The organism is Amycolatopsis dongchuanensis (assembly GCF_039542405.1).
Classification (GTDB): Bacteria; Actinomycetota; Actinomycetes; order Mycobacteriales; family Pseudonocardiaceae; genus Amycolatopsis_E; species Amycolatopsis_E sacchari.
The window spans coordinates 35,455-50,456 of sequence record NZ_BAABIB010000018.1; the positions used below are offsets into that span (position 1 = coordinate 35,455).

General features: G+C 71.2%; 16 protein-coding genes. 7 read left to right on the plus strand and 9 right to left on the minus strand.

Annotation, left to right across the window (positions count from 1 at the left end; translation table 11 throughout):
• Nucleotides 1-80: 80 nt before the first annotated feature.
• Nucleotides 81-1,112, plus strand: coding sequence for a LacI family DNA-binding transcriptional regulator (locus ABFX51_RS03685; protein WP_346052112.1), 1,032 nt, complete (start codon nt 81-83; stop codon nt 1,110-1,112).
• Nucleotides 1,109-2,335: a glycoside hydrolase 5 family protein gene (locus ABFX51_RS03690; RefSeq protein WP_346052114.1), complete on the plus strand. Its 1,227-nt coding sequence runs from the start codon at nt 1,109-1,111 to the stop codon at nt 2,333-2,335. Before ABFX51_RS03685 ends, ABFX51_RS03690 begins: the two co-directional genes overlap by 4 nt.
• A gap of 10 nt (nt 2,336-2,345) precedes the next feature.
• On the opposite strand, the gene ABFX51_RS03695 is transcribed toward ABFX51_RS03690, so the two are convergent.
• On the minus strand, nt 2,346-3,533 hold the full coding sequence (locus tag ABFX51_RS03695; protein WP_346052116.1) for a cytochrome P450: 1,188 nt from the start codon (nt 3,531-3,533) through the stop codon (nt 2,346-2,348).
• A gap of 161 nt (nt 3,534-3,694) precedes the next feature.
• Between ABFX51_RS03695 and ABFX51_RS03700 the strand changes: the two genes are divergently transcribed.
• Nucleotides 3,695-4,372 carry a GbsR/MarR family transcriptional regulator gene (locus ABFX51_RS03700; protein ID WP_346052118.1) on the plus strand — a complete coding sequence of 226 codons (678 nt, stop codon included), beginning with the start codon at nt 3,695-3,697 and terminating at the stop codon, nt 4,370-4,372.
• 119 nt (nt 4,373-4,491) lie between these two features.
• On the opposite strand, the gene ABFX51_RS03705 is transcribed toward ABFX51_RS03700, so the two are convergent.
• Nucleotides 4,492-5,061, minus strand: coding sequence for a TetR/AcrR family transcriptional regulator (locus tag ABFX51_RS03705; protein WP_346052119.1), 570 nt, complete (start codon nt 5,059-5,061; stop codon nt 4,492-4,494).
• Between the two features lie 73 nt (nt 5,062-5,134).
• On the opposite strand from ABFX51_RS03705, the gene ABFX51_RS03710 reads away from it, so the two are divergent.
• Nucleotides 5,135-6,040: an SAM-dependent methyltransferase gene (locus tag ABFX51_RS03710; RefSeq protein WP_346052121.1), complete on the plus strand. Its 906-nt coding sequence runs from the start codon at nt 5,135-5,137 to the stop codon at nt 6,038-6,040.
• On the opposite strand, the gene arsM is transcribed toward ABFX51_RS03710, so the two are convergent.
• The gene (arsM, locus tag ABFX51_RS03715) at nt 6,041-6,823 is read right to left on the minus strand and encodes an arsenite methyltransferase (RefSeq protein ID WP_346052123.1); all 783 of its coding nucleotides are present in this window, start codon (nt 6,821-6,823) and stop codon (nt 6,041-6,043) included.
• Between the two features lie 84 nt (nt 6,824-6,907).
• Here arsM and ABFX51_RS03720 point away from each other — a divergent pair, with 84 nt between their 5' ends.
• Nucleotides 6,908-7,258, plus strand: coding sequence for a metalloregulator ArsR/SmtB family transcription factor (locus ABFX51_RS03720; protein WP_346052382.1), 351 nt, complete (start codon nt 6,908-6,910; stop codon nt 7,256-7,258).
• A gap of 193 nt (nt 7,259-7,451) precedes the next feature.
• On the opposite strand, the gene ABFX51_RS03725 is transcribed toward ABFX51_RS03720, so the two are convergent.
• Together ABFX51_RS03725 and ABFX51_RS03730 are read right to left on the minus strand one after the other, a co-directional pair.
• Nucleotides 7,452-8,153 carry an alpha/beta fold hydrolase gene (locus ABFX51_RS03725; protein WP_346052125.1) on the minus strand — a complete coding sequence of 234 codons (702 nt, stop codon included), beginning with the start codon at nt 8,151-8,153 and terminating at the stop codon, nt 7,452-7,454.
• A 90-nt stretch (nt 8,154-8,243) separates the two neighbouring features.
• The gene (locus ABFX51_RS03730; RefSeq protein ID WP_346052127.1) at nt 8,244-9,125 is read right to left on the minus strand and encodes an SDR family oxidoreductase; all 882 of its coding nucleotides are present in this window, start codon (nt 9,123-9,125) and stop codon (nt 8,244-8,246) included.
• An 86-nt stretch (nt 9,126-9,211) separates the two neighbouring features.
• Here ABFX51_RS03730 and ABFX51_RS03735 point away from each other — a divergent pair, with 86 nt between their 5' ends.
• Nucleotides 9,212-9,790: a TetR/AcrR family transcriptional regulator gene (locus tag ABFX51_RS03735; RefSeq protein ID WP_346052129.1), complete on the plus strand. Its 579-nt coding sequence runs from the start codon at nt 9,212-9,214 to the stop codon at nt 9,788-9,790.
• Between the two features lie 4 nt (nt 9,791-9,794).
• Here ABFX51_RS03735 and ABFX51_RS03740 read toward each other — a convergent pair whose 3' ends face one another.
• Entirely contained in the window at nt 9,795-10,625 is an 831-nt protein-coding gene (locus ABFX51_RS03740; RefSeq protein ID WP_346052131.1) for an LLM class flavin-dependent oxidoreductase, read from the minus strand.
• A gap of 71 nt (nt 10,626-10,696) precedes the next feature.
• The gene (locus ABFX51_RS03745; RefSeq protein ID WP_346052133.1) at nt 10,697-11,125 is read right to left on the minus strand and encodes a cupin domain-containing protein; all 429 of its coding nucleotides are present in this window, start codon (nt 11,123-11,125) and stop codon (nt 10,697-10,699) included.
• A 100-nt stretch (nt 11,126-11,225) separates the two neighbouring features.
• Between ABFX51_RS03745 and ABFX51_RS03750 the strand changes: the two genes are divergently transcribed.
• Nucleotides 11,226-12,137: an oxidoreductase gene (locus ABFX51_RS03750; RefSeq protein WP_346052135.1), complete on the plus strand. Its 912-nt coding sequence runs from the start codon at nt 11,226-11,228 to the stop codon at nt 12,135-12,137.
• On the opposite strand, the gene ABFX51_RS03755 is transcribed toward ABFX51_RS03750, so the two are convergent.
• Nucleotides 12,113-12,700 (minus strand): hypothetical protein, encoded by a 588-nt coding sequence (locus ABFX51_RS03755; RefSeq protein WP_346052137.1) that lies wholly within the window; start codon nt 12,698-12,700, stop codon nt 12,113-12,115. The two genes, ABFX51_RS03750 and ABFX51_RS03755, sit on opposite strands and share 25 nt — an antisense overlap.
• Nucleotides 12,701-12,989: 289 nt before the next feature.
• Nucleotides 12,990-13,913: an alpha/beta fold hydrolase gene (locus ABFX51_RS03760; protein ID WP_346052139.1), complete on the minus strand. Its 924-nt coding sequence runs from the start codon at nt 13,911-13,913 to the stop codon at nt 12,990-12,992.
• Between the last annotated feature and the right edge of the window lie 1,089 nt (nt 13,914-15,002).

Consider the following 15,002-nt stretch of genomic DNA (forward strand, 5'->3'; position numbering starts at 1 on the left):
TGTAAAGCGGTACACCTCAAGTGGCGAGCAAGGTATACCGCTTTACATCGCACGGTCAATTCCCTAACCTCGGCGGGGTCATGAGTAACCCTGCCACCAAGCGCGTGACCATCGCCGCCGTCGCCCGGCGCGCCGGGGTCTCGCCGTCCGCGGTGTCCCACGTCTTCAACGGGCGGCCGAACGTCTCCGAGGCCACGGCGGCCCGGATCCGCGCGGCCGCCGACGAGCTGAACTGGCGGCCGAACTTCGCCAGCCGCAAGGTTTCCGGGCAGGGCGGCCGCAGTCTGGGGCTCGTCATCGCCCGCTCGCGCGGGACGTTCGGCCGCGACCCGTTCTTCATGCGCCTGCTCGCCGGGCTGACCGAGCCGCTCGCCGAGATCGGCTGGTCGCTGTCGCTGACCCTCGTGCGGGCCGAAGAGGAGGAACAGGTCTACCGGCAGTGGTGGGGCGAGCAGCGCGTCGACGCCTTCCTGCTCGTCGACGTGCGTGACGACGACCCGCGGCTTGCTTTGGTCGAGCAGCTCGGCGCGCCCGCGGCCCTGCTCGGCGCCCCCGTGCCCGGTCCCGTCGCCGCGGTGACGGTGCGCGACGGCACCGCGTTCGCCGAGGCGGTCGAGCACCTGACGAGCCTCGGCCACCGCGGCATCACGAGGGTCACCGACGCGCCCGGGCTCGCCCACACCCGCGCCCGCGACAAGCGTTTCCGCAGCGCCGCAAGGGAACGCGGGGTCAAGGCCGGGGTGGCGGCGTGGCGCCCGGACGCCGAGGACCCGGTGGCCGATCTGCTCGGCAGGCTGGACGGGGCGACCGCGATCATCGTCGACAGCGAGACGATCGCCGCGGAGATCGTCGCTCACGCCCCCGAGATCGGCGTGCGCGTGCCCGAGCAGCTGTCGGTGATCGCGTGGGAGGACTCGTGGGTGTCCTCGATCGTGCGCCCGCGCCTGACCGCGTTCGACGCGCCGGTCGAGGAAAGCGCCCGCACCGCCGTCACGCTGCTCGAACAGCTCGTCCGCGGCGAGAACGCCGCGTCCCGTACCGTCACCGGCCGCCGCCTCATCGTGCGTGAATCCACGGCTGCCGCTCCGCACAACCGTGAAGGAAGCTCTTGAGCACGAGGTTCGGCGTCAACTACACCCCGTCCCGCGACTGGATGTTCCAGTGGATGGCGATCGATCCCGACGCCGTGCGCGCGGACTTCGCCGCGATCGCCGGCCTCGGCGCCGACCACGTCCGCGTCTTCCCGCTGTGGCCGGTGCTGCAACCGAACCGCACGCTCATCCGGCGGCGGGCGCTCGACGACATCGCGCTGGTGGCCGACCTCGCCGCCGAGTTCGAGCTGGACATCGCGATCGACGTCATCCAGGGGCACCTGTCCGGGTTCGACTTCGTGCCCGCCTGGCTGGTGAACTGGCACGACGGCAACATGTTCACCGACCCCTCCGCCGTCGAGGCGCAGGCCGCGCTCGTCGCCGCCGTCTACGACGCGGTGCGGGACCGGCCCAACTTCCTCGGCCTGACACTGGGCAACGAGCTCAACCAGTTCCAGCACCCCAACCCGGCGGCGATGCCCGCGTCCACCGAGCAGGTGGGCCACTGGCTGCGGACCCTGCTCGGCGCGCCCCGCGACCGCGACCCCCGTCACGTCGTGACCCACAGCGAGAACGACCACCTGTGGTACCGCGACGAGCACCCGTTCGTGCCGGTGCACGCCAGCCGCCTCGGTGACCTGACGACCGTGCACTCGTGGATCTTCAACGGCACGGCGGCCCGTTACGGCGCGCTTTCGCCGCAGTCCGTCCGGCACGCGGAGTGGATGATCGAGCTGTCGAAGGCGTTCGCGGCCGATCCCGCGAGGCAGGTGTGGCTGCAGGAGGTCGGCGCGCCGTCGTTGAACCTCACCGAGGCGGAGATGCCCGAGTTCTGCACGCGCACGATCGAAGCGGCGCTGACGACGCCCGATCTCTTCGCGATCACGTGGTGGTGCTCGCACGACGTCTCACGGTCGCTGGCCGACTACAAGGACCTCGAATACTCGCTCGGTCTCCTCGACACCGAAAACCGGGTGAAGCCGCTCGGCCGCCGGTTCGCGGAACTCGTCGCCGAGGCCAGGCGCGGCACCCGTCCGGAAGCCCGCACGGTCGGTGTCGTGGTCGAGGTCGACGAACAGGACCTGCCGCTGTCCCGTGCCGCGCTGGGCCCGGGGGGCGCGATTTTCGAGCGCTGGCACGAGCTTCGCGAGCAGGGCGTGGCCACCGGGGTCGTCACGAGCGCCGCGTCCCCCGAGGCACTCGAAGCGCGTGGCATCCGGGAGCTCGACCGCGTCGTGGTCTGAACCACCCGCTTCAGCGGTCCCAGGCGACGGGCAGGTGGTGCACGCCGTAGATGAGCATGTCGGTGCGCAGTGGCACGTCCTCGGACGGCACCGCGAGCCGCAGCGAGGGAAAACGGTTCACCAGAGCGGGAAGCACGACCTGCAGCTCGACGCGGGCCAGCTGCTGGCCGAGGCACTGGTGGATCCCGTGACCGAACGCCACGTGTCCGGCGGTGGGACGGCCGAGGTCGAGCGCGTCGGGGTGGGGAAACTTGCCGGGGTCGCGGTCGGCCGCGGCGAGCGAGACCGTGACCGTTTCCCCGGCCTTGATCAGCGCGCCGCCGAGTTCGACGTCTTCGAGCGCCACCCGCACCGTGAACGGCACGATGCTCAGGTACCGCAGCAGTTCCTCGATCGCCTGGTCCACTGTGGACTCACCGGCGCGGAGCGCGGCCAGCTGGTCCGGGTGTGCCAGCAGGGCGAAGGTGCCCAGGGCGAGCATGTTGGCGGTGGTGTCGAGCCCGGCCCCGAGGAGGGTGAACCCGATGTTGACCAGTTCCTCGTCGGTCAGGTCGCTCGCGGTCAATCCGCTGAGGAGGTCGTCGCCGGGCGCCGACCGTTTGGCCGTCACCAGCCCTCGCACGAACTCGTGCACCGCCGTGTAGGCGGCCCCGAGCTCTTCGGGGCCGGAGTCCAGCCGGAACAAGGCGTAAGCGTGGTCCTGGAACTGGTCCCGCTCGGCGAAGGGAACCCCGAGCAGCTCGCAGATCACCTGCGCCGGGACCGGTTTCGCCAGCACCTCCACCAGGTCGGCCGGCGAGCCGTGCCGCTCCATGGCGTCCAGGTACTCGTCGGTGATCGCCTTGATGTGGTCGGCGAGCTGGCGCATGCGGCGCACCGTGAACTGCCCGGTGAGCAGGCGCCGGTACCGGGTGTGCTCCGGCGGGTCCGCCGCGCTGAACGTCCCCGGTGGGGCCGGTCGCGGCTGCTGCGCGGGAGCGCCGACGGGCAGGTGCCGCAACTCCGCCCGCACGCTGAAACGCCGGTCTGCCAGCACTTCCCGGACCAGGGCATGGCTCGTGGCGAGCCAGCCCAGGTGCCCGTCCGGGTACTCAAGCCGGCTCAGCGGACGCTTCTCGCGGAGCTTCGACAGCTCCGCCGGCGGGTCGAAGGGCCGCGCCGACGACCGGCCGGTGGGCATCGTGGTGGTGTCGGCCATCGTCACGTCCCTCCGGTTCGTTCACGATGCGCGAAACCTATCGTTGCGTTTCTTCATTCGTCAACTTGGTTTGCCAGTATTTGGCCGTATGAAAGGTTTCGTTGCAATGAGCTGCTATCCTGCTACTCCAGGGTTGTTGCAACGATCCGGCAGGAGGACTGATGCCCGGCGGCCGACTGACCCGCGAGGACCGGGAGCGCATCGCGCGATGGCTGGGCGAAGGGCTCGGGTACGCCGAGATCGCCCGGCGGCTGGGGCGGCCGACGTCCACGATCAGCCGCGAGGTCGCGCGCAACGGCGGCCCCGGGAACTACCAGGCGGAGGGGGCGCACCAGGCCACCACACGGCGGGCGCAACGGCGGCCCTCCGCGTCCCCGCCGAGCGGTGCGCACGCCGGGGCGGTCCGCGACTTCGAGGACGAGTTCACCGAGATGATGGTCGCGACCGGCCTGCCCCCGATGGCGGCCAGGGTGCTGGCCTGCCTGTACACGGCGGACACGGGCAGTTTCACCGCGGCCGAACTCGTGCGGCGGCTGCGCGTCAGCCCGGCCTCGGTTTCCAAGGCCGTCGGCTACCTGGAAAAACGCGAGCTGGTCCGGCGCGAGCGGGACGGGCAGCACCGGCGCGAACGCTACGTCATCGATGACGACGTGTGGTACCGCGCGTGGGCGGCCAGCACCCGTTCCATCGGGTTGTGGGCGGACGCGTCGCAACGCGGCGCCGAGATCCTCGGCGAGGATTCCCCGGCCGGTGCCCGATTACGCCGCACCAGCCGGTTTTTCCGGCTCCTCGGCGAGGACATGGCACGGGCGGCGGAACGCCGGATGCGATCGTCCTGACCGTCACCGGACCCGCTCGCTCAGCTGATCCTTCTCGGCCGCCACGGCGGCGGCGGACAGGAGCGTCGCGGCGGCGAGGCCGCCCCAAAGGGTGGCGGGGCCGCGTGACGCGAGAGCGGTCAAGTCGAGAACCCGGGGATCACGAGTGCGGCGAAGCGCCGAGCGGCCGCCACTCGTCCGGCGACCGTGCTCGCGTGCAAGCCGTTGACGGCCGTGAGCACAAGGACCACGTCGTCCACCACGACGTCGGGGCGCAGGCGGCCGGTGTCCTTGGCCCGGCGGATCAACCCGGCCGCTGAGGTCAGCGAGCGGGCCCGCATCGCGGCGAAGTCCACCGCCCGCGGGTACGTGGACTTGAACGCTGTGGTGAATTCGCGGTCGAGTGCCTGCCGTGCGCAGAGCCTCTCGATCGTGCGGCAGAAGCCCCGCCAGGGATCGGGATCCGCGAGCCCCGCGTCCACAATGGAGCGCCACACGCGCGTCTGCTCGGTGAACACCTTGGCGGCCAACACCTCCTTCGTGGGGAAGTGGCGGTAGACGGTGGCGGGCGCGACCTGGGCGCGCCGGGCGACTTCCCTGATCGGCACGTCCAGCCCCACGGCGAGGAACGTCGCCCTGGCCGCGTCGACGATGAGGCCGCGGTTGTCCCGCGCGTCGGAACGCGGGCCGTGAGGCAATCGATCGGTCACCGCTCTCACTTTAGCCAGCCACACGGGGGTGTTCGTTACGGTGCGCTGATCGCGATTCCGGAGGGAGTACACGATGTCGACCCGGTGTGACGGGGATTCCTGGGACCTGGCTTCCAGTGTCGGCGCGACCGCGACCATGGCCGCGATGACCCGGGCCATCGCCAGTCGCGCGGACGACGCGCTCATCGACGACCCGTTCGCCGAACCGCTCGTCGAGGCGGTCGGCGTCGAGCTCCTCACCCGCCTGGCGACCGGCGCACAGCCCCCTGGCGATCTGGTCGGGCAGGCCGCGATCGACGGCGCGAAGGTGCGGACCAGGTTCTACGACGAGTTCTTCCTCGACGCGACGCGGGCGGGCATCAGGCAGGTGGTGATCCTGGCATCAGGGTTGGATTCGCGCGCGTACCGGCTGCCGTGGCCGGCGGGCACCGTGGTGTACGAAGTCGACCAACCGCGGGTCGTCGAGTTCAAGACGCGCACCTTGGCCGGGTTGGGCGCCGAACCCACCGCGGATCGCGAAGCCGTGGCCGCGGATCTGCGCGACGACTGGCCCGCCGCGCTGCGCGCCGCCGGGTTCGACCCCGCCGTGCCGACCGCGTGGAGCGCCGAAGGCCTCCTGGGTTACCTGCCGCCCGAGGCGCAGGACCGCCTGCTGGACACCGTCACGGAACTGAGCGTCCCGGGAAGCCGGGTGGCCACCGAAAGCAGGCCGGGCGACGAGAACGCGGTGAAGGAAGGGCTGGACCGCGTGTCCGAACGCTGGCGTACGCACGGGTTCGACTTCGACCACGCGAGCCAGCGGTACCTCGGCCGGCGCGGCGAAGCAGCCCCCTGCCTGGCCGCCCGCGGCTGGGTGCTGACCGGGGCCGGCGTCCGGGAGCTGTTCGCCGCCCACGGTTTGCCCCTCGACGAGGACGACCTCGGCATGGGCGGGGTGCGCTACGTCAGTGGCACCAGGGCGGCGGATCAGCGCCGGTGATCAGCCGCAGCACCCGGAGTTCGCCACCACCGGGAGTTCCCGCCGCACGGCCGCGTCCCGCGGTTTGACCGCCTTGACGATGGCCGAGTGCATGTTCTCCGCGGCTTCGTGGGTCGGCGTGATTTCGATGCCGGTGAACCCCGCGTCGGTCAGGCCCGCGCGGTACTCGGCGAACGACAGCGCGCCCGCGATGCAGCCGACGTGGTTCCCGCGTTCCGCCCGTTCGGCCGCCGTCAGGTGGTCCTCGGCGACGACGTCGCTGATGCCGATCCGGCCGCCGGGCTTGAGCACGCGGAACATCTCCGCGAACACCGCCGGTTTGTCGACCGACAGGTTGAGCACGCAGTTGGAGATGATCACGTCGACCCGGTTCGCCGGGAGCGGGATCGCCTCGATGTCGCCCTTGAGGAAATCGACGTTCGTCGCTCCGGCCCTCTCGGCGTTGGCCAGTGCGAGGGCGAGCATCTCCTCGGTCATGTCCAGCCCGTACACCTTGCCCGCCGGGCCGACCCGCCTCGCGGACAGCAGCACATCGATACCGCCGCCGGACCCGAGGTCGAGCACGGTTTCGCCTTCGCGTAGCCCGGCCACGGCCAGCGGGTTGCCGCAGCCGAGGCTCGCCGACACCGCCTCCGGCGGCAGGGACGACCGCTCCGCCTCGTCGTACAGGCCGCCGGTCAGGTCCTGGGAGCCGGGGGAGCAGCCGCACGCTCCCGAGCTCGCCCGCACCGCGGCCTCCGCGTAACGCTCGCGCACCTGTTCCCGCAGCTCCTGGTCACTCATGCCGCTCCTCCCGTCGATGGATGACCAGCACTCTGCTCCTCTGTATCGATGGACGTCAAGATAGAAGCACGTTTAAATAGAGCTGTGTCTAAACAGTTGCCGATCGTCGACGCCGGGTGCTGCTCGCCGCTGATGCGGGAACCGCTGTCCGAGGCGCAGGCCGCGGACCTGGCGAAGGCCTTCAAGGCGGTCGCTGACCCGGTGCGGTTGCGGCTGCTGTCGCTGATCGCCTCGCACGACGGCGGCGAGGTGTGCGTCTGCGACCTGACCGACGCCTTCGACCTGACCGGGCCGACGATCTCGCACCACCTCAAGGTGCTGCGCGAGTCCGGGTTGATCGCCGGCGAACGGCGCGGCACGTGGGTCTACCACCGCGTGCGGCCCGCAACCCTGGCCCGGCTCTCCGCCGTCCTCACCCCCGCGGTGGCCGCGTGACGATCGTCAGCAGACTGTCTATTTTGGATCGCTTCCGGCCGGTGTGGATCGGCGCGGCGATGTGGGCCGGGTTGCCGGCCGGACGTTTCCTGGCTTGCGGACCGGGCCCGACGCGGTCGCGGTCCGCCCCAGCCGAGATGCGCGCCCTGCTGGACGAACTCCTTGGCGCACAAAGACAACCCGCCCCCTGTCGCTAAACGACCTCCAGCAACACCTCCGCCAGCTCACGCGGTGCGGTGATCATGCTGTCGTGCCCGCTTTCGAGTTCCCGCACCCGCACCGGGAGGCCGTTCGGCCGGACCGTGGACGCCGGGGGCCGCGCGGGGCGATCGGCGACGCAGCGGAGATACGTCGCCGGGATCGCTCCCAGCGCGGGGTTGCCGAGCTTGACCGGCTCCTGGAACGCGCGCGCCGACTCGTCCGTCAGCATCGTTTCGAGCCAGGCCACGTCTTCCGGCCGGGTGACGCCGAGGAACGCCGGTGACATCGGCGGGAGGCGCCACGGCGTGCCCGAGGCCGCGGCGGCGTCCAGCATGCCCTGCGCCGGCGGCGCGACATCGACGGCGGTCTGCCCGTCGACCGGGTCCATCGCGTCGAGGTACACCAGGTGGCCGATCCGCCCGGGCACCTCGTTCGCGACCGCTGAGATGATCATCCCCGCGAAGCTGTGGCCGACCAGCACGACGTCGGTGAGGTCGTGGCCCAGCAACAACCGGACGACGTCGTCGACGTACGTGCCGAGCCCCACGTCAGGGCCCAGCAGATCAACGGTGTCGCCGTGCCCCGTCAGCGTCGGCGCGTGGACCTCGTGGCCCGCTTCGGCGAGCAGGGGAACCACCCGGTCCCAGCACTGCCCGCTGTGCCATGCGCCGTGGACGAGAACGTAGGTGCTCAACGGTTTTCCTCTCTCACGCCGTGCAGGTGCGTAAGGAAGGCATACCAGCCCCGCCGGGGCATGCCGCGAGGGCGGCGCTCGTCAGGTGGCTCACGGCTGGATGTTCCCCAGGTCGTCGAGGAGGCTGGGATGCTGGGGCTCCCACCCGAGCGCCTCGCGCGTGTGGGCACTGGACGCCGGCTGGTCCATGGCGAAGATCGGGCCGAACGGGCCGAAGTTCTCCTGCGGCACCGGCTCCACCGGCAGGCCGAGCCGGCGGCCGATGACGGTCGCGATGTCGCGGACCGCGTCACCCTCGTCGGCCACGGCGTGCCACGCCGTGCCCGCCGGTGCCGATTCCAGTGCCAGGCGGAACAGGACCGCCGCGTCGAGCGCGTGCACGGCGGGCCAGCGCTGCGTGCCGTCGCCGGGATAACCCGCCACGCCCGTGCGCCGGGCCTGCTCGGTCAGCAGTCCGGCGAACCCGCCCTTGCCCTCGTTGTGCACCGTGCGCGGCATGCGGACCGCCGTCGCGCGCACGCCGCGGGAAGCCAGGTCCAGCAACGCGTTGACCGAACGGGCACGGCCGGCCACCGGCCCTTCGAGCGGCAGGGGATCGGCCTCGGTGGAGGCGCGGCCCGGCACCCACGGCGTGCCCGAGACGGTGACGATCGGGCGATCGCTGCCCACGAGCGCCTCGCCGAGCGTGGCCATCGCGGCGCTCTCCTCGGCGATAGAGCGTGCGAGGGCCTCGTCGGTGCCGTAGTCACTGCCGAACGCCAGGCTGATCACGCCGTCCGCCTGCGCGGCGCCCGCCCGCAGAACGTCGAGGTCCGCGAGCTGACCGCGCAGCACCTGGGCGCCGGCGTCGGTGAGGGCCTGCGCGGACTTGTCCGAGCGGGCCAGCGCGAGCACGGTGTGGCCCGCGGCGAGCAGCTCGGCGACGACGGCGGAGCCGATGGTGCCGGTGCCCCCGGTGACGAAAACATGCATGAGAACTCTCCGAAAAAAGTGATGCGACCTTTGTCCCGTCACTGTACACGGTGACGGGACTCTTGTCCCATCGCTAGGATGGGTTCATGGCCCGCTGGCAACCCGACACGCCTTACCGGCTCGTCGTGGCGGCCGTCGACCTGTTCACGGAACAGGGCTACGACGCCACCACGGTCGCGCAGATCGCCGAACGTGCGGGCGTCACGAAGAGCACCTTCTTCCGGCACTTCTCCGACAAACGCGAGCTGCTGGTCGCCGGCCAGGAAACGCTGAGCCGCCTGTTCGCCGAGGGGATCGCGGAGGCGCCCGGAGACGCGAGCCCGATCGAGGCGGTCGCGGCGGGCCTCGAACGCGCGTCCGGCGCCATGGGGCAGGCGAACCGCGAACTCGGGCCGCGCCTCAAGGCGGCGGTGGCGGCCAGTACCGAGCTCCAGGAGCGGGACGCCCTCAAGACCGTCGGCCTCGCGGCCGCCATGACCGACGCCCTCGTCGCGCGCGGTGTGCCCGAACTGACCGCGCACCTCGCGGCGGAGCTGGGCGTGCTCGCGTTCAAGCGGGGTTTCACGCAGTGGTCCGAAACCGATCGCGAGGACGGGGAAGGGCTCGCGCCCTACGCGCTGGCCGCCCTGCGGGACCTGCGTGCGGCGACCGCGTCACTGGACTGAGCGGCTACTTCCCGGCCAGCCGGGCGACGACCGGAGCCAGCTTTTCCGCGAAATCGGCGCCGAAGACGAAGTACGTGAAGCCGATTTCCTCGCGCCGCCGCTGGATCTCCTCGGCGGCCGCGGCGGGGTCGTCCGGCAGGATCGCCAGCGAGTCCATCGCCCGGAGTTCGGCGGGATCGGTGTCGGGAGGCGCCATGAACGGCGCGACTCGGTCGCCGATCACGGCCACGTGCTGCGAGAGTTCGACGTCCCGCACGGGGTGGAAGTCGCGGACCAGCCGGGTCGTCTCTGCCCGATCGTCCCCCGGAGTCAGCGCGAAGGTGACGGTGTCCGCGACCTCTGCCGCCAGCGCCTGGGCTCTCGGCCCGCGCACCGCCATCGTCACCGGGGTGTGCACCTCGGGTCCGTCGAGATCCCGAAGCGCCGCAACGGTTTCCCGCACCTGGGCCAGCCGCTCGGCCGGTCGCGGAACGGGCAGGCCCAGCTCGCGGAGTTCGTCCTCGATGCCGGGCCTGCCGGTGCCGATGCCCAGCTCGAAACGCCCCTCGGTGAGCACCGACAGCGAGTGCGCCTCCCACGCGGTGTGCCAGGGCGGGCGCAGCGGGGAGGCGTAGACCCAGGTACCGACACGCAGGTCGGCGAGTCCGGCAGCGGCGGCCAGCGTGGGGCCGGGTGCGGGCTGCCACCGCGGGACGTCGGGCATCAGCAGCGTGGAGTAGCCGCGGTCGGCGATCCGGCGCACCCGCTCCCGCCATGTCGGCAGGTCCGTCGTGATCGGGGCGACGACCCCGAACCGGAACCGCTGGGTACCGCTGCTTGCCCGCGCATCGTTCATCGTGCCCGTCCTCGTCGGTAGTGGGAACCGCTACCCGGGTAGACCGGCGCCGCCGCCGGAACTCATCGACGTCAGTCGAAGGAACAGCCGGGGTTGGGCGCGTCGACGGCCAGCGGCTGCCCCGCCGGGTTCCGGTAGAACACGTCGAGCACGACGGGCGTGGTGCCCAGGTTCCGTCCGATGTGGATATAGCCGGACCCGCTGTCCTCGGAGATCAGCTGGCCGGGGTGGTAGGTGCCGTCGCTCGCGCAGCTCGCGTCGTTGTGGCTCAGTACGCCCTGCTTGACGAAACCGGTCACCTCCCCGGGGTGGTAGTGCCAGCCGGTGCTGCCGCCCGGCGCGAGCGTGATCTCCCTGAGCACGTACTCGGTGCCGCCCACGACGTGGTCGAAGATCGTGACCGCCGAGACGCCGCGGCCGGGCGTCGCGTTCGCGGTGGCGGGGAGGGTGGCGAGGCACAGGCCGGCGGCGACCGCCGCCACTGCTGATTTTCTGTTCACCGGGCGGAGGTTATCCCCTGGGGGGCTGCTCGCCAACCGCCCCGCTCCGCCGAGAAAGTGCTACAGTGATGAGGCGGTTGAAAGCGTAGAGGAGACAACGATGAGCAGGACCTGGTTGATCACCGGAGCCTCGCGGGGCTTCGGGCGCAGCCTGACCGAGGCCGTCCTGGAGGCGGGTGATTCCGTCGTCGCCACGGCGCGGCGGCCCGAGCAGCTGGCCGATCTCGTGGCCAGGTACGGCGAGCGGATCCGGGCGGTCGCGCTCGACGTGACCGACGCCGGTGCGGCACGGGGGGCCGTCAAGGAGGCGGTCAGCGCTTTCGGCGGGCTGGACGTGGTGGTCAACAACGCGGGGTACGCGAACAGCGCGGCGATCGAGGAAATGGCGGAGGACGACTTCCGCACCCAGATCGAGACGAACCTGTTCGGGGTCGTGCACGTCACGCGTGCCGCGCTGCCGGTGTTCCGCGAGCAGCGGTCCGGCACGTTCGTGCAGTTCTCGTCGATCGGCGGGCGCGTGGGCGGCACGCCGGGGATGGGCGCCTACCAGACGGCGAAGTTCGCGGTCGAGGGGTTCTCGGAGGTGCTCGCGAGCGAGGTGGCGCCGTTCGGGGTGCGGGTGATCATCGTCGAGCCGGGTGCGTTCCGCACCGACTGGCAGGGATCGTCGATGACGAGGCACCCGGTCGGCCCGGACTACGAGGAGACGGTCGGCGCGATCCACCGGTACCGCGAGGAGCAGGACGGCAAGCAGCCGGGCGACCCGGTCCGCGGCGCGAAGGCCGTGCTCCAAGCGGTCGGTGCGCAGAACCCGCCGCGCCGGCTGATCCTGGGCGGCGCGGCCGTCGAGTCGGCGTTGGAGTCGGCACGGGAACGCTCGGCCGAAGCCGAGCAGTGGGCCGAGCTGAGCCGGTCCGCCGACTTTCCCGCCGACGAACGCCAGCGCCTTTCAAAAAGGGACCCGGCCGGTGGTACCGCGCCGGGAATTCACGCGATGACCACGTCGAAATAGGCTTTGTACGTCGAGGTCTGCCCCTGGTGCAGGGTGAAGAAATCGTGCACGATACCGCGTTCTTCGGCGCCAGGGGTGAAGACCTTGAGCGCCACGTCGGTCTCGGTGAAACCGAGCGCGACCGAACCCAGGTTGTCGTCACCGGTGCCGAGCAGCTCGTTGACGAGATCGGCGGCGAGCGGAACGGCCCACGCGAAGGCGGCGGTCACGGGTGCCGCGGCGATGATCGCCCCCGCTATCCCGGCCACCGCGATGTTCACCTTGTCCCGCACCGCGTTGGGATCTCCTTCGTCGTGTTCGAAGAGGGTCGCGGTGAACGAGAGGTCCTGCGCCTTTCCCACCCAGCAGGGTGCGATGGGCCCGCCGTACGAGGCGCCCTGGTTCACGTTGTCGTAGTACGGAGCCCCGTTCGGATGGCTTTCCGTGCGGACGACGGGGGCGCCGTTCGCAATGGTGGCCACGCTCGTCACGAGGTAGATCTCGTCCGATCCCGACCATTCGTCGGTCTCGCCGAAACAGATCAGTCCTTTGTAGCGGATCATGATGTCGATCGTGCCTGCCATGACTCCTCCGGTTCGCCGTTGCCGTTGGTTCGCTGCCGCCGATCCGGTTGTTAACGTCCATCCGGGTGATTCAACGGATCTCTTGGCGACGTGCCAGGGGAATTCGATCGCGGGTAACGGACCTGCTTCCCCCGCTCATGGCGACCGGTGTCCACGGCAACAGCGCGGGCGGCGACCGCGCGCTACCTGGCGCCGGACCGAGTTCGGACGTGCTCGGTGAAACGTGACTTGCCGCTTCGGGTGACCACGCTGGGGGAGGACCTCCGCGAAGTCCTCCCCCCAGCACGGTTCAGCCCGCGGCCTGCGACGTGACGCGGTCGATGGCCTGCACCGCGATGTCCGGCTGTTCGGCGTAGATGTAGTGGCCGCTCTTGTCCGCCACGGTCAGGTTGCCGCGGCTGGACAACGCGAGCCATTGGCGCTGCCCCTCGGTCCACGCCTGCTCCAGCGGCGTGCCGTACCCGGGCACCCCCTGCTCGAAGTAGGGCTGTCCGTGCCGGATCACCTCCACCGGCACGTTCCCGGCGGGGCGGACCTCGGCGTCCGGGGTCGCGAGCTGTTCCGGCGTTTCGCCGCGCACCGCGGCCAGGAACTGCCCCCGGATGTCGCTCGCGGGGCTGGGCGCGGACTCCGGGATGATCCTGGCGACGTCGGCGCTCCAGGTCGGCGGGGTGGCGTCCATGAGGACCACGCCCTTGACCCTGTCCTGGTGGCCGGGCGCGTACCGGGCCGCGACGAGCCCGCCGAGCGAGTGCCCCGCCAGCACGACCGGGCTCTTCCCGGCCACCTGGTCCAGCACCCCGCTCAGGATCTTGCCGCTGTCCTCGAAGGTCTGGGGACCGGCGGGCTGGTCGCTGGTGCCCTCGCCGAGGCGGTCGTAGGAGCAGACGCGGTGGCCGCCGCTCAGCCGCCGCTGGAAGTCGCCGAACTTGTCGAGCCCGTCGCCGAGCCCGGCCAGCAGGACGACCACCGGCTTGCCCTGCGCGGAAACGCCGGAGCACGAGACGTTCACCGACTTGCCCTCGACGGTGATCTTCGTGGTGCCGTTGATGCCAGCGGGCGCGCTGTCGCCCGCGGCCGCCGCCGCCGTGGTGGTCGGGACGGCGGGTGCCGGCTGGTCCTCGCTGCCCTCCTCGTCGCAGGCCGTGAGCGAAAGGCCGGCAACGGTAACCCCCAGTGCGATCAGGGAAGTGATCTTCGTGGTGCGGAACATCGTGTTTCTCCCATGGTTTCAAGCTGGTACTCGTCGTGCTCGCGACGGGAGTCCCCTCTTCACGGCCGGGTTGTCCCCACCCCCGCCGTGTCGTGGTGGCCACAACATAGGTGCCCCGGCACCGGGCCGGAGTCGTGGCTCGGGAATGACGGGGACTCACGCGCAGAATTGTTTGCACAGTGGGGAAAACGACGTCGAACGTGCCTCTTTCTGTTGCACCGCAGGCGGTTTTTTGCCTGTTCGTGGGTAGTGGATTACCCGAACGGGCCGGCAGGTAGGTCGACCACCGCGACGAACACAGGATCAGCGGGCCGAGCGCCTCCGGTACCAGCAGGGGCACGATGATCCGCAGCGAGCTCGCGCCGATCGCGCGGGCGACTTCGGGCGCGCCGGGGTCGATCGTGACCAGGTGCTGCTCCAGGATCCGGGATCGCGGCCACCACGAGCGCGAAGGTGGCTGACCCGCTCGCCCAGGCTCGCGCTGACGTTCGGCCTGCCGCAGCGACCGGGAGCGGAGACGCCGGACTACGGGGAGCAGGTCGCCGACATCCTCGCCCTGCTCGACGGCACGTACCGCTCGCCGGAGGGGCGGCTTTTCCCGGTACTGCCGGGGCATTCCGGCCACCGCCGGTGCGCCGCCCAACCCCGCTACCCCCGCATCGCGCCCAACCCCGCGGTGTGTCGTGCGCAGGCAACCCCGCAGCGCCCGCCCGCACCCTCCCGGAGACCGGAACCCCGCAGCGGCCCTGACGGGCCACCCGAGCTCCCGCGGTGCCCCCACCGAACCAGCTCGCCATCTGCCGCCCGCCGGACCACCCGAAACGCCCACCGAACCAGCCAGCTGACCGCCGCCCCGAATCGGCCCGCCGTCTGCCACCGAACCGAACCGCCGCCTGCCGCCCGCCGAACCACCCGAAACCCCCGCCGAACCAGCCAGCTAACCGCCGCCCCGAACCGGCCTGCCGTCTGCTACCGAACCGGCCCGCCGTCTGCCGCCCGCCGAACCACCCGAAACCCCCGCCGAACCAGCCAACCAACCCCCGCCCCCGAACCAGCCCGCCATCCGCCCCACCCCCCGCCTCCCCAAAC

Excerpts from the sequence above, each read along its gene's own strand:
- ABFX51_RS03740 (WP_346052131.1), bottom strand. The coding sequence starts at position 10,625 with ATGAACGATGCGCGGGCAAGCAGCGGTACCCAGCGGTTCCGGTTCGGG.
- ABFX51_RS03730 (WP_346052127.1), bottom strand. The coding sequence starts at position 9,125 with ATGCATGTTTTCGTCACCGGGGGCACCGGCACCATCGGCTCCGCCGTC.
- ABFX51_RS03710 (WP_346052121.1), top strand. The coding sequence starts at position 5,135 with ATGTCGACCCGGTGTGACGGGGATTCCTGGGACCTGGCTTCCAGTGTC.
- ABFX51_RS03685 (WP_346052112.1), top strand. The coding sequence starts at position 81 with ATGAGTAACCCTGCCACCAAGCGCGTGACCATCGCCGCCGTCGCCCGG.
- ABFX51_RS03755 (WP_346052137.1), bottom strand. The coding sequence starts at position 12,700 with ATGGCAGGCACGATCGACATCATGATCCGCTACAAAGGACTGATCTGT.
- ABFX51_RS03700 (WP_346052118.1), top strand. The coding sequence starts at position 3,695 with ATGCCCGGCGGCCGACTGACCCGCGAGGACCGGGAGCGCATCGCGCGA.
- ABFX51_RS03750 (WP_346052135.1), top strand. The coding sequence starts at position 11,226 with ATGAGCAGGACCTGGTTGATCACCGGAGCCTCGCGGGGCTTCGGGCGC.
- ABFX51_RS03695 (WP_346052116.1), bottom strand. The coding sequence starts at position 3,533 with ATGGCCGACACCACCACGATGCCCACCGGCCGGTCGTCGGCGCGGCCC.
- arsM (WP_346052123.1), bottom strand. The coding sequence starts at position 6,823 with ATGAGTGACCAGGAGCTGCGGGAACAGGTGCGCGAGCGTTACGCGGAG.
- ABFX51_RS03735 (WP_346052129.1), top strand. The coding sequence starts at position 9,212 with ATGGCCCGCTGGCAACCCGACACGCCTTACCGGCTCGTCGTGGCGGCC.
- ABFX51_RS03760 (WP_346052139.1), bottom strand. The coding sequence starts at position 13,913 with ATGTTCCGCACCACGAAGATCACTTCCCTGATCGCACTGGGGGTTACC.